Raw genomic sequence first — 12,559 nt, forward strand, 5'->3', positions numbered from 1 at the left:
TTTGACGTGCCAGAACCCCCGACCCTGTTCGCGGAAGAGACTTTGGGTGGCCCGGAAAGCCGGCCCCCCGGCCGTATCCCGAACCCCGCTTTTTTTGACGCCGGATCTGGCCCGGCGGTCTCTGTCGCGAAGACGCCCAAGCTAGGACAGCCGCTTCGAGGGCGTCAATATCTAGTTGGGTATCCACATGATGGTCGCAACATCTGGTGACTAACTTGTGAATCGTGGGGACAATTCGGCGATTCTTCGCAACGGTATGATGAGTCAGGATTTTTCTCGGCGGGTGACTCGGTGGCCTCCTGAACCGGCAAAAAATCAAGCGGAATCTTCGGCGAATTTTGCCGCATTGGCGGGTTCAGCCGGCAAAGATTCCAGGGGGTGATTCCCCATCGGGCCGCGCCGGGCCGATACCAGATGTAGCGGCTCAGGGCAGCCGAGGCACAAGGCGCAATGCCGGTCCCGGGCTCTGAAATCACGCGTGAATCCGGTCTCCACCCTTGGAATCGCTGGACCTCGGTCAGCAAATTTGCGAGAAGCAGCGTCATGCGGCGCTTGCTGGAGCAGGCGGACGAATCACATTCCGCCCGACAGCGATTCGCAAAACCGGAAGACCACGATGAAGACCCTTCTCCTGCAGATTTTCACCTGGTGGAATGGCCAGACCCTCGGCACCCGTTTCTGGACATGGCGCAAGGGCGAGAAGGTCGGCACCGATCAGTTCGGCAACATCTATTACCGTACGCGCGGCGGCGCGAAGGATCCGGCCCTTGGCCACGAGCGCCGCTGGGTGATCTATAACGGCGAGGCTGATGCCTCGATGATCCCGCCCGGCTGGCATGGCTGGATGCATCACCGGGTTGCGATGCCGCCCTCGCAGGAGGATTACGCCGCGAAGGAATGGGAATTGCCGCATCAGGGCAACCCGACCGGCACGGCCGATGCCTATCGCCCGGCCGGGTCGATCCTGGCGCAGGGGCAGCCGGCCGGTACGCGCGGTGAATACGAGCCTTGGCGCCCGTAACGCCCTTTTTTCGTCCGGATTTCAGTGATAGGGCAGGCGCCGTTGCCGCGCTGGCGCGGGAAGGGATTCGAAGAAACATCATGATCCGGCATTTTCGGTTGCTCCCGCTTGTCGGCCTGAGCCTTGCAGGCCTCATGGCGGCTCCGGCCCTTGCCGACAAGATCAAGAACCCCACAGCAGTCTTTTCCGGTCTCGACAAGATTACCGGGCGGATCATCGCCTTCGAGGCCGCCGTCGACGAGACGGTGCAATTCGGCTCGCTGCAACTGACGCCGCGCATCTGTTATTCCCGGCCGGATTACGAGAACCCGCAGACGACCACCTTCCTCGAGGTCGAGGAGGTCAGCACCGACAACCAGTACAAGAAGATCTTCGCGGGCTGGATGTTCGCGGCCAGCCCGGGCCTGAACGCCATTGAGCACCCGGTCTATGATGTCTGGCTGACCGACTGCAAGGGCGGGACGGAGATCATCAAGACCCCGCCGGAAGCCGACGAGGTCGAGGAGACGCCGCCGCCACTCGCCGCCGATCGCAAACAGCCGCCCCGGCCGGTCTCTCCGGTCCAGCGTGGCCCGGGCCAGGCCGCTACCAATGCCCCGTTGCGCCTGCCGGACAGCACCGGCCGTGGTGCGCCGGTCCCGCCGGCGGGCGTTGCGCCGCGCGCCCAGCCACAGCAGCGCTTCTTCCCCACCAATACCGGGCCGGCCCGCGGCGGCGCGGCCTATGATCCCGGCCCGAGGAACTGAAGTCCAACCGCCAGTTTTATGGTGCCGGGGGCTTGGCCCGCCCGAGCGCGGCAAGCACCGTGCCGATATGGCCGGGCCCCTCGGCCGGCCAGACATGGAAATCGCCCTGCCTGTCCAAGGCTGCATCGAGCAGGGCGCGATAGGCCTTCCTCGGAATTTCGGTCGCGCCGAATTGCTGGAGGTGGCTCGTGACGAACTGCGTGTCGAGCAGCGTGAACCCGCCCGCCCGGAGCCGCGCCACCAGATGGACCAGCGCGATCTTCGAGCAATCCCGCGCGCGGTGGAACATGCTTTCGCCGAAGAAGGCTGAACCAAGCGCGATCCCATAGAGGCCGCCGACCAGCGCCTCCCCGTCATAAACCTCGACGGTATGGCAGAATCCCTGCTCGAACAGCGCGCCATAGAGCCGCCGGATCGGCCGGTTGATCCAGGTCGCGCCTTCCTCTTGCCGGGGCGCGGCGCAGGCCTCGATCACGGCTGCAAAATCACGGTCCACCACCACGCGATAGCGTGCCTGCCGCACCAGCCGCATCAGCCGGGAGCCGACATGGAACCGGTCGAGCGGCAGGATGCCGCGCTTCTGCGGCTCGATCCAGTGAAGGCCGGGATCCTCTGCGCTTTCCGCCATGGGGAAGATGCCGGCCGCATAGGCACGCAGCAGGATATCCGGAGTGATCGGGAGATCCTGGTCGTCATCCTGCATGGCTACGGCCCGTTTCCTGAAAGGGGCTGGCGCGGTGCCGCGCCGCGTTGTCGGCGCGTGTGCCGTCAGGCCAGTTCACCCATGCCGCCGTCGCGCAGGAACTTCTCCAGCCAATGGATATCATAGAGTCCATTCTGGATATCCTGGTTCCGGACCAGCGTTCGGAACAGCGGCAGCGTCGTCTCGATCCCGTCGACGACAAACTCGTCAAGGGCACGGCGAAGGCGCATCAGGCATTCATTCCGCGTCCGCCCGTGGACGATCAGTTTCGCCACAAGCGAATCGTAATGCGGCGGAATCCGGTAGCCCTGATACACGGCCGAATCCACCCGCACGCCGAGCCCGCCGGGCGGATGGAAATAGGTCACCATGCCGGGCGAGGGGCGGAACGTCGCCGGGTGCTCGGCATTGACGCGGCATTCGATCGCGTGGCCGGACACTTTGATGTCGCTCTGGCTGACCGAGAGCGGAGAGCCGGCCGCCACCTTGATCTGCTCGTTCACGAGGTCGATCCCGGTGATCATCTCCGTCACCGGATGCTCGACCTGGATGCGCGTGTTCATCTCGATGAAATAGAATTCGCCGTTCTCGTAAAGGAACTCGATCGTCCCGGCGCCGAGATAACCCAGCTCCGACATGGCCTTCGCGACGATGCCGCCGATCTTCTCGCGCTGCTCGGCATTGAGGGCGGGCGAGGGGCCTTCCTCCCAGACCTTCTGGTGGCGGCGCTGGAGCGAACAATCCCGCTCGGCGAGATGGATCGCCCCGCCCTTGCCGTCGCCCAGAACCTGGATCTCGATATGCCGCGGCTTTTCGAGATACTTCTCGATATAGACCGCATCATCCCCGAACGCCGCCTTGGCTTCGGTGCGCGCCGCCGCCAGCGCATAGGAGAGATCCTCCTCGGTGCGGGCCACCTTCATGCCGCGGCCGCCACCGCCGGCTGCGGCCTTGATGATCACGGGAAAGCCGATCTCGGCCGCAACACGCTTGGCCTCTTCGTCCTCGGTAATCCCGCCTTCCGAGCCGGGAACGACGGGGATGCCAAGACGGACAGCTGTCTTCTTCGCCTCGATCTTGTCGCCCATCGTGCGGATATGCTGCGATTTCGGGCCGATAAAGCCGATCTTGTGCTGTTCAAGCACTTCGGCAAACCGGGCATTCTCCGACAGGAACCCGTAGCCGGGATGGACAGCATCGGCGCCCGTAATCTCGCAGGCGGCGATCAGCGAGGGAATGTTGAGGTAGGAATCGCGCGGCGAGGGCGGGCCGATACACACGCTTTCATCGGCGAGCTTCACATGCATCGCATCCGCATCGGCCGTCGAATGGACCGCAACCGTGGCGATCCCGAGTTCCTTGCAGGCGCGGAGGATGCGAAGCGCGATCTCGCCGCGATTGGCGATGAGGACCTTGTCGAACATGTTACTCGATCACCACCAGCGGTTCGCCATACTCGACTGGCTGGCCATCCTCGACGAGGATATGCGTTACGGTGCCGGCGCGCGGCGCAACGATTTCGTTGAAGGTCTTCATCGCCTCGACCAGAAGCAGTTTCTCGCCCTGCTTCACCTGGCTGCCGATTTCGATGAAAGCGGTGGCGCCCGGCGAGGGACGGCGATAGGCCGTGCCAACCATCGGCGAGCGCACGGCACCCGGATGGGCCCCGAGATCCGCCGGCTTGTCGGCAGCGGGGGCGGACACCGCCGCGGCTGCGGCCACAGGTGCCGCCGCAACGGCCGGAGCGGCAGCGACCGTCTGCATGACGGGCGCCACGGTAACCTGCCGGGCCACGCGAATCCGCAGATCCCCTTTCTCCACTTCGATCTCGGTCAGGTCAGTCTCCGAGATCAGCAGGGCGATCTGGCGCACCAGATCGGGATCAATGGTCAGGTCTTTGGCCATGGATGGGGCTTTCATGAATTCGTCGTCTCGCTGTGTCAGGCCGCAGGCGGCATATCGAGCAATGCGCGGAGGGCGAGCACATAGCTGTTCGCGCCGAAGCCCGCAATCACCCCGATGGCAACCGGTGCGATATAGGAATGATGCCGGAACTCCTCGCGGGCATGCACGTTGGACAGATGCACCTCGATGGCCCGGACCTTGGCTGCCTTGATCGCATCACGGACAGCCACAGAAGTGTGGGTATAGGCCCCGGCATTGAGGATGACATCCGCCATGACCTCACCGGCCTCGTGAATATGCGTCACAAGCCCACCCTCGAAATTCGTCTGCCGGAACACAAGCTGGATATGCTCGCGCTGGGCGATGGCCTGCAATGAAGCCTCGATATCCTCGAGCGTCTTGGTGCCATAGATGCCCGGCTCGCGCTTGCCGAGAAGGTTGAGATTGGGTCCGTTCAGGACGTGAATCTGACGCATGCTTCTGCCTGCCCGCCACATTTTGCGTTACGCAAGGGCGCCCTCTCTAGCCCAAAACATCGCAAAACGGAAACGCCCTCTGTTGAGAAGTCCGGGCAGGCTGCGAATCCGGTCTCAGCATTCCGCCTTCTTGCACTGGCGCCAGGCCTGCACGCGCTTGGAGAGTTCGTCATAGCCGCGCGCGCCGATGATCAGTTCCTCGGCCACCACATAGCTCGGCGTCCCGTTGATGCCGAGGGCATCCGCCAGCCCGCGAGATTCCTCGAGGGCCAGCGGAATGGCCGGCGAGGCCATCGCCGTCTCGAGTTTCTTCAGGTCGGCGCCGAGATCCTTGGCCACCGCAAGCGCCTGATCACGGCCGACACTGCCCCGGGTGTTCAGGAGGTTCGCATGGAACTTCCACAGCTTGTCCTTGTCGAATTGCTGGCGGAGCGCCAGGGCCACCACGGCGGCATCCCGCGAGCCGGGCGAGAGGATCGGGAACTCCTTGATCACGACGCGGACATTCTTGTCGGTATCGAGGATCTTCTGGATGTCGGCGAGGCCGCGCTTGCAGAAGCCGCAATTGAAATCGAAGAACTCGACAATGGTCACATCGCCGTTCGGGTTTCCGACAACCGTGTGATGCTCGGACACGTAGAGCGGGCTCTTCGGGTCAGCCGTGAGGCGCCGGATTGCCTTCTGCTCCTCCTCCTTCTGCCGCCGCTCCAGTTCGATCATCGCCTCCTGGATCACCTCGGGATGCTTGAGGAGATATTCCTTCACGATGGATTCGATGGCGCTCCGATCAACAGGCGGGCTGGCCGGCGGCGTGCCCTGCGCGAAGCTTGTGCCCTGGCTGGCGACCAGCAGGATGCTGGAAGCCGCGAGCATCCGGATGCGGGCGAAGAGGGGGAGGCGGCGCATGGTCGTTCCTTCTGGGCTGCGGAATCGGGAGGTCAATTGGTCTTCTCGGGCTTCGCTTCGGCGATGTCCCGGGCGGCGAGATAGGCAGCGGAATTCGGGGGCAGCAGGGGCATGGCGCGCCGTGCGAAACGCTGCGCATCCTGGAATTGCCCCTCGATCAGGGCGCCACGGGCAGCGGCGAGGGCGGCATTGCCCTCGTCGCCCTTGCGGCCGTAGGCCTGCGCAAGATAGCGGAATCCTTCGAAATTGTCGGGGTCCCGGCTGGTCGCGTTGGTCAGTTCCTTGATTGCCTCGGCGATGGATTGCGGTGTGTCTGCGGCCACGAGCGCGTGGCCGAGCATCGTCCGGATCAGCGGCTGGTTCGGCGCCAGCGACACCGCCCGCCGCAAAGGCGCCACGGCCTGGCTCGCGCGGCCTGCCTCGAGCAGGGCCTGCCCCTTGAGCTCCCAGAAATACGGGTTCCCCGGCTGCTCGGCGATCAGGGCGTCGATCGCCTTCAGGGCGTTGTCCGGCCGGCCGAACCGGTAGTCGATGATCGCGCGGGCATAGCGGGCCGGCAGGGAGGTGTTGTGGCCGGGATAGCGCCGTGCCACTTCGCTGGCATTGCCGGTAAAGGCATAGAGCTTCGCCCGGATCATCTCGTGCTTCATCAGCCGGGCCGGCGGATCCTTCTCGTTGAAGAAGGGTGACTTCACCGCCGCCTCGCGCAGGGAGGCGACACGATCCTGCGGCAGCGGGTGGCTCTGGGTGTATTTGTCGAGCCGCGTCGAGGAGAACAGCATGTCATTCGACATGCGCTCGAACGTCTCGAGCATGCCCTTCGGCGATTGCCGCGTCTTTTCGAGGAAAGTCAGGGCTGCACGGTCTGCCGCCTGTTCCTCGCCGCGCTGGTAGGCCAGCAGCGAACGGCGCGCCATTTCCGGGCCGGTGAGGAGTGCGCCCATCGCCCCGGTCGAATTGCTGCCGATCTGCCGGGATTGTGCCGCCCCGATCAAAGCCGCGCCGCCGAGCAGGGTGCCGATGATGGCGATGGCCTGCGCCTTTTCGAGTTCGTTGCGGAGCCGGGCGAGATGGCCGCCGGCAATATGCCCGGCCTCATGGGCCAGCACGCCGATGATCTGGTTCGGCGTCTGCGAATCCATGATCGCGCCGATATTGACGAAGACCCGCTTTCCGTCTGCGACAAAGGCGTTGAAGCTCCGGTCATTCACCAGCACGACGCGAATGAAGCCTTTCCGCAGGCCCGCCGCCCCGAGGATCGGGTCAAGATAGTCCCGCATGACCTGCTCGATCTCGGCATCGCGGATGAAGCTGATCCGCCGCTGCTGTGCCTCCACCGGCACGAGCGAGCCGAGAGCAATTACGCCCGCCATGACAAGCGAGAGCATCTTCCGGGCCCAATGCCGGGGCCGGGCTTCAGGATGTGAGGGCAGCGCGTCCACTACCATGACTTCTCCGCAGGTCGAACCGGCATAGGCTATAGCGACCAATGCGGTCAATTCTGGGCAGCGGGATTCGCGGTCTTGTGATGGATGGCGAGGCGAATGTCCTGCAGGCTGGGGGATTATTGACTTGCGGGAAGGAACGGCGGAGAAGGCCCGGCGCCTGAGCCCGAGGAGCCGCCATGCCGAGCCCTATCCTTTCCCGCCGCTCGCAGATCGCCGCGTTCATCGCCATGGATGTCCTGCGCGAGGCGCGGGATCTTGGCCGCGAGGCAGCCCGCACCGGCCGGCCGGGGATCATCCATCTCGAGGTCGGCGAGCCCGGCGCCCCTTCGCCGCGCCCCGTGCGCGAGGCCGCCATGCGGGCGCTCGAGGCCGGCCGCATCGCCTATACCGAGGCGCTTGGCCTGCCCGCCTTGCGCGAGGCCATTGCCGGTCATTATCGCCGCCGCTACGGGATCGATGTTCCTGCCACGCGCGTCGCCGTGACCACGGGCTCCTCCGCCGGCTTCATCCTGGCCTTTCTCGCCATGCTGGATCACGGCGGGCGCATCGGCATTCCCTCGCCGGGTTATCCCGCTTACCGCAACATCCTGCAGGCCTTGGGCATCGAGGCTGTCGAAATCCCGACCGGGCCGGAAACAGGCTTCGTGCTCTCTGCCGCGGCGATCCGCGCCGCCCATGCCCGCACGCCGCTCGATGCCGTACTGGTCATGAGCCCCGCCAACCCGACCGGTGTTCTGACATCGGCCAGCGAAGTGGCTGCCATCGCGTCAACATGCCGCGAACTCGGGCTCTGGCTGGTTTCGGACGAGATCTATCACGGCCTGACCTACGAGGGTGAGGAAGCAACGGCGCTTGCCGGCTCGGACGAGGCGATCATCGTCAACTCCTTCTCGAAATACTTCTGCATGACCGGCTGGCGCATCGGCTGGCTGGTCGTGCCGGAGCGGATGGTCCGGCCGCTGGAATGCCTCGCGCAGAACCTTGCCATCTCGGTGCCCTATCTCAGCCAGGTCGCTGCGATCGCGGCCTTCGAGGCCGAGGAGGAACTGGAGGCGATCAAGGCCGGCTATGCCCGCAACCGCGCGGTGCTGATGGAGGCGCTGCCGGCACTTGGCCTGAAGCCGCTGCCGATGGATGGCGCCTTCTACGCCTATTGCGATATCGGCCGGTTCTCGAACGATTCCATGGCCTTCTCGAAAAAGGCCCTGCACGAGGCCGGTCTCGCCATCACACCGGGCCTCGATTTCGACCGCAGCGAGGGCCATCGCTTCATCCGCCTTTCCTATGCCGGCAGCGAAGCGGATATCCTCGAAGGCGTGGCGCGCCTGAAGCGCTGGCTGGCGCCCTGAAATGCCCATTTCCACCATGATCATGCTGGCGGTTCTGGTCGCGATGCGGGTGCTCTGCCTCGCGATCGCAGCCCTTTTCGTGATGGTCGCCATCCGCAGCCTGTTCGATGCCGACCTCACGATCCGCTGGTGGCAGGCGCTTGTCGGGGCCGGTATCTTCCTCGCGACAGGCCTCGCTGCCGGCCTGTTGCGCAAGGCTCTCGCCCGCAATACGCGCTAGCCCGGACGCCCAGGACGTCCTAAACCCTTGACGCTGGCCGCGACCCTCGCGAAAAGCGAATCCTCCACCGATCGTGAAAGCAGCATCATGTCGCTCGATATCCGTTCTGCCCCGCCGAAATACTGGATCAAAGGCGCCAAGGCCGATTGGGAAATCATCATAGGCATGGAGATCCATGCCCAGGTCAATTCGAACGCGAAGCTCTTTTCCGGGGCCTCGACGGCCTTTGGCGGCGAGCCCAACGCCCATGTGAGTTTCGTTGACGCTGCCATGCCGGGCATGCTGCCGGTCATCAACCGCGAATGCGTGGCGCAGGCAGTCCGCACCGGCCTCGGGCTGAAGGCGCAGATCAACCGCAAGTCCCGGTTCGACCGGAAGAACTATTTTTACCCGGATCTGCCGCAGGGCTACCAGATCAGCCAGTTCGCCGAGCCGATCGTTGGCGAGGGCGAGGTCATTGTCGATATCCCCGGCGAAGCCGAGCCGATCATGGTGCGGATCGAGCGCCTGCATCTCGAACAGGATGCCGGCAAGTCGATCCATGATCAGGACCCGGCCAATTCCTTCGTTGATCTCAACCGCGCCGGTGTTGCACTGATGGAGATCGTCTCGAAGCCGGACCTTCGTTCGGCCGAGGAAGCGCAGGCCTATGTTACCAAGCTGCGCCAGATCCTGCGCTATCTCGGCACCTGTGATGGCGACATGGAGAAGGGCAATCTCCGCGCCGATGTGAACGTTTCCGTCCGCCGGCCTGGCGAGCCTTTCGGCACGCGCTGCGAGATCAAGAACGTCAATTCCATCCGTTTCATCGGTCAGGCCATCGAGGTCGAGGCCCGCCGTCAGATCGCCATTATCGAGGATGGCGGAAAGATCGACCAGGAAACCCGCCTCTATGATCCGGGCAACCGGGAAACCCGCTCGATGCGCTCGAAGGAAGAAGCGCATGATTACCGCTACTTCCCCGATCCGGACCTGCTGCCGCTGCTGCTCGAGGAAGAGTTCGTCGCGGTGCTGAAAGCCGGTCTGCCGGAACTGCCCGACGACAAGAAGGCCCGGTTCATGCGCCAGTACGGCCTGACAGCCTATGATGCCTCGGTGCTGGTCATGGAGCGCGAAAGCGCCGATTTCTTCGAAGCCGTCGCTCGTGGCCGCGATGGCAAGATCGCCGCGAACTGGGTGATCAACGAGCTGTTCGGTCGCCTCAACAAGGAGGGCCTCGGCGTGACCGAGAGCCCGGTCAGCGCCGCCCAGCTCGGCGGAATCATTGATCTCATTGGCGCGGGCACCATCTCGGGCAAGATCGCGAAGGACCTGTTCGAGATCGTCTGGACCGAAGGCGGAGACCCCGCCGGGATTGTCGAGACGCGCGGGATGAAGCAGGTGACCGATACCGGCGCGATCGAGAAGGTCGTCGACGAGATCATCGCCGCCAATCCTGACAAGGTCGAGCAGGCGAAGGCCAAGCCGACCCTGCTGGGCTGGTTCGTGGGCCAGGTGATGAAATCCTCCGGCGGCAAGGCAAACCCGGCCGCTGTCAACGACCTGCTCAAGTCGAAACTGGGGATCGAGTGAACGTCCCTGTGATCCGGCCCGTCCAGCAAGAGGATCTCGCCGCGGTCCGGGATGTGCTCGTCCGGACCTGGCATGCCACTTATGACGAGGCGCTCGGCGCGGCGAAGGTCGCCGAGATAACGTCGCGCTGGCATTCGCCCGAAGCGTTGCAGCGTCAGATGGAGGACATGCTGGCCCAGCCGGGTCAACGCGCCTTCCTTGTTGCCGAAGCGGATGGCCGGGTGATAGCCACGGCCTCTGCACATCTCGCCCCCGAGGGCTGGATCGAGATCAGCCGCATCTACATCCTGCCCGAGTTCCAGCGCGGCGGCCTCGGACGCCGGCTCTTGCAGAAGCTGCTCGCAACCTTTCCTGCGGCCCGCCATGCGCGGCTCGAGGTCGAGCCACGCAATGCCCGCGCGCTGGGCTTCTACCGGCGGCACGGCTTCCTGCCCGTTTCCTCTGGCGTCGCCTGCGGCGGCGATGCCGAAGCGGGCATCGCTCATCTCGTTCTCGAAGCTGCCTTGCCGCTCTGGACATTGCGCCCGGCCCGTGACGAGGACGCGCAGGATCTGTTCGGACTGCTGGCCTTGTGTTTCGCCGAGTATCCCGGCTGTTTTGTCGATCCGCATGAGGATCTGCCCGATCTTGTGAAGCCCGGGCATTGGCTCGAACGGACGCGCCCTGGGCCGGATGGCCGCCCCATGCCGTTGGGCGGGGCCTTTCTCGTGCTGGAGGATACGCGTGGGCGCATCTGTGCCTCCGTCGCCTATGATCTGCCGGAGCCCGGCATCGCGGAGTTGCACCGGCTCTATGTCCGGCCGGATTGCCGGCGGCAGGGTATCGCGGCGCGGCTTGTCCTCCATGTTGAGGCTCTCGCGCGCTCCGATGAGGCGCGCCGGATGATCCTCTGGTCCGACACGCGCTTCACGTCGGCCCACGGCCTCTATCGCCGGCTTGGCTACGAGGCGACCGGGCAGACCCGCGATCTGGGTGACATTTCGCGGACTTCAGAGTATCAATTTACCAAGATGCTCTGAAGGATGGGGGCATGCTCTTGATCGCGGTCCCTGCCTCGTTCTTGCCCCGGTTCATTCAGCTTCCCTACAGGTGCGATAGCGCACTTTTGCATCCAGGCGGCAAGTATATGGGTATATCGACGAAGCCGATTGGCAGGAAGGGGCGGTGCCCCGCAGGCTTCGACCAACAGCGGAGAATGACCATGATCAACGCGATCTCTTTCAAGAAGACCTCGGCTCTGGCCGCCGCAGCGCTCGCGCTGACCTTCGCGGCCCTTCCGGTGCAGGAAGCCGAAGCCCGTCGCGGCCGGAACGCCGCTCTGGCAGCCGGTCTGATCGGCGGCGCCCTGATCGGCGGTGCGCTGCTGGCCCCGCGCGCCTATGGCGCGCCGGTTTACCACGCCCCCGGCCCGGTCTATGTCGAAGAGCCGGTCTGCTACCGTGTCCGCGAGCGCGTCTGGGACGATTATCGCGGCCGCTGGGTCCGCGTCACTCGCCGCGTCTGCGAATGACGGGCAAGCCGGGCTGACCGGAATGAATTCGTGACCCCGCCCCGAAAGGGCGGGGTTTTTCGTCTCAGGTAAATTTGAGAAAGCCGGAGAAGATGCTCCGGAACCATTCCGATGAGACAACGAGATGCCCCGGCGCGAAGAAGGTGACGATCCACCCCAAGGCTCCGAGCAGGTTCGCGGCCATGAAGGGGATTGGCCGCATTCGCGAGATTCCGGCGACGATTGGAATCAGGACGCGCAAGGGCCCGGCGAAATGACCGATCATCACGCCCCATACACCCCATTTGCGTGAGAAGGCGATCGTTTTTCCCACAGTCTCGGTATAGGTGCGGAACGGCCAGAAGGTCAGGATCCGGTCGCCCATCGAGGCGCTGATCAGATACATGATCGAGAAGCCGAGGGATGCGCCGAGCCAGCCCGCAAGCAGCGAGGGCATCAAGGGCACCCCGGCAGCTGCCATGATGCCGCCGATGGCGAAAAGCAGGAATGTCGAGGGAATGAAGACCGAGACAATCACGATGGTCTCGCCCATTGCCATCAGGAAGATGGCGAGCGGTGCCATGGACTGGTTGGCCTGGACGAACTCGAGGATCCGGGACGTTTCGATCTCAATGGCCATGGGAACCGGGGTTCGAGAGGCGGCGGGGCAGGGTGTGTTAGCGGGACGGGAAGCCCCCGTCTAGCGCCTGTGCCAGGTTATGGG

14 protein-coding genes are annotated in these 12,559 nt (G+C 64.4%); 7 read left to right on the plus strand and 7 right to left on the minus strand.

The features are described 5' to 3' along the window. The first annotated feature begins 616 nt into the window (after positions 1-616). Positions 617-1,021: an NADH:ubiquinone oxidoreductase subunit NDUFA12 gene (locus P0652_RS11835; RefSeq protein ID WP_284179008.1), complete on the plus strand. Its 405-nt coding sequence runs from the start codon at positions 617-619 to the stop codon at positions 1,019-1,021. A gap of 80 nt (positions 1,022-1,101) precedes the next feature. Next, positions 1,102-1,767 carry a DUF2155 domain-containing protein gene (locus P0652_RS11840; protein WP_284179009.1) on the plus strand — a complete coding sequence of 222 codons (666 nt, stop codon included), beginning with the start codon at positions 1,102-1,104 and terminating at the stop codon, positions 1,765-1,767. Between the two features lie 16 nt (positions 1,768-1,783). Here the strand turns inward: P0652_RS11840 and aat are convergent, their stop codons facing one another. From aat to P0652_RS11870, 6 genes are all read right to left on the minus strand, one after another. Further along, on the minus strand, positions 1,784-2,470 hold the full coding sequence (gene aat / locus P0652_RS11845; protein WP_284179010.1) for a leucyl/phenylalanyl-tRNA--protein transferase: 687 nt from the start codon (positions 2,468-2,470) through the stop codon (positions 1,784-1,786). A 65-nt stretch (positions 2,471-2,535) separates the two neighbouring features. After that, positions 2,536-3,894 (minus strand): acetyl-CoA carboxylase biotin carboxylase subunit, encoded by a 1,359-nt coding sequence (accC, locus tag P0652_RS11850; RefSeq protein ID WP_284179011.1) that lies wholly within the window; start codon positions 3,892-3,894, stop codon positions 2,536-2,538. 1 nt (position 3,895) lies between these two features. Beyond that, the gene (gene accB / locus P0652_RS11855; RefSeq protein WP_284179108.1) at positions 3,896-4,375 is read right to left on the minus strand and encodes an acetyl-CoA carboxylase biotin carboxyl carrier protein; all 480 of its coding nucleotides are present in this window, start codon (positions 4,373-4,375) and stop codon (positions 3,896-3,898) included. Between the two features lie 35 nt (positions 4,376-4,410). Continuing rightward, on the minus strand, positions 4,411-4,851 hold the full coding sequence (aroQ, locus tag P0652_RS11860; RefSeq protein WP_284179012.1) for a type II 3-dehydroquinate dehydratase: 441 nt from the start codon (positions 4,849-4,851) through the stop codon (positions 4,411-4,413). Between the two features lie 114 nt (positions 4,852-4,965). Beyond that, positions 4,966-5,757, minus strand: a complete 792-nt coding sequence (locus tag P0652_RS11865; protein WP_284179013.1) for a DsbA family protein — start codon at positions 5,755-5,757, stop codon at positions 4,966-4,968. Positions 5,758-5,789: 32 nt separating this feature from the next. Next, on the minus strand, positions 5,790-7,205 hold the full coding sequence (locus P0652_RS11870; protein ID WP_284179014.1) for a M48 family metalloprotease: 1,416 nt from the start codon (positions 7,203-7,205) through the stop codon (positions 5,790-5,792). Between the two features lie 176 nt (positions 7,206-7,381). On the opposite strand from P0652_RS11870, the gene P0652_RS11875 reads away from it, so the two are divergent. The 5 genes from P0652_RS11875 to P0652_RS11895 all read left to right on the plus strand — a co-directional run bounded on the left by P0652_RS11875 (position 7,382) and on the right by P0652_RS11895 (position 11,856). Then, positions 7,382-8,554 (plus strand): pyridoxal phosphate-dependent aminotransferase, encoded by a 1,173-nt coding sequence (locus P0652_RS11875; RefSeq protein ID WP_284179015.1) that lies wholly within the window; start codon positions 7,382-7,384, stop codon positions 8,552-8,554. Position 8,555: 1 nt separating this feature from the next. Next, complete coding sequence (locus P0652_RS11880) at positions 8,556-8,774, plus strand: hypothetical protein (RefSeq protein ID WP_284179016.1); 219 nt, start codon at positions 8,556-8,558, stop codon at positions 8,772-8,774. Between the two features lie 87 nt (positions 8,775-8,861). Further along, positions 8,862-10,346 (plus strand): Asp-tRNA(Asn)/Glu-tRNA(Gln) amidotransferase subunit GatB, encoded by a 1,485-nt coding sequence (gene gatB, locus P0652_RS11885; protein WP_284179017.1) that lies wholly within the window; start codon positions 8,862-8,864, stop codon positions 10,344-10,346. Continuing rightward, on the plus strand, positions 10,343-11,365 hold the full coding sequence (locus P0652_RS11890; RefSeq protein ID WP_284179018.1) for a GNAT family N-acetyltransferase: 1,023 nt from the start codon (positions 10,343-10,345) through the stop codon (positions 11,363-11,365). The genes gatB and P0652_RS11890 overlap by 4 nt, the downstream gene beginning before the upstream one ends. 182 nt (positions 11,366-11,547) lie before the next feature. After that, positions 11,548-11,856, plus strand: a complete 309-nt coding sequence (locus P0652_RS11895; protein ID WP_284179019.1) for a hypothetical protein — start codon at positions 11,548-11,550, stop codon at positions 11,854-11,856. Positions 11,857-11,920: 64 nt separating this feature from the next. On the opposite strand, the gene P0652_RS11900 is transcribed toward P0652_RS11895, so the two are convergent. Then, entirely contained in the window at positions 11,921-12,475 is a 555-nt protein-coding gene (locus tag P0652_RS11900; RefSeq protein ID WP_284179020.1) for a DedA family protein, read from the minus strand. Positions 12,476-12,559: the final 84 nt, after the last annotated feature.

Source organism: Rhabdaerophilum sp. SD176 (assembly GCF_030143245.1).
Lineage (GTDB): Bacteria > Pseudomonadota > Alphaproteobacteria > Rhizobiales > Beijerinckiaceae > Rhabdaerophilum.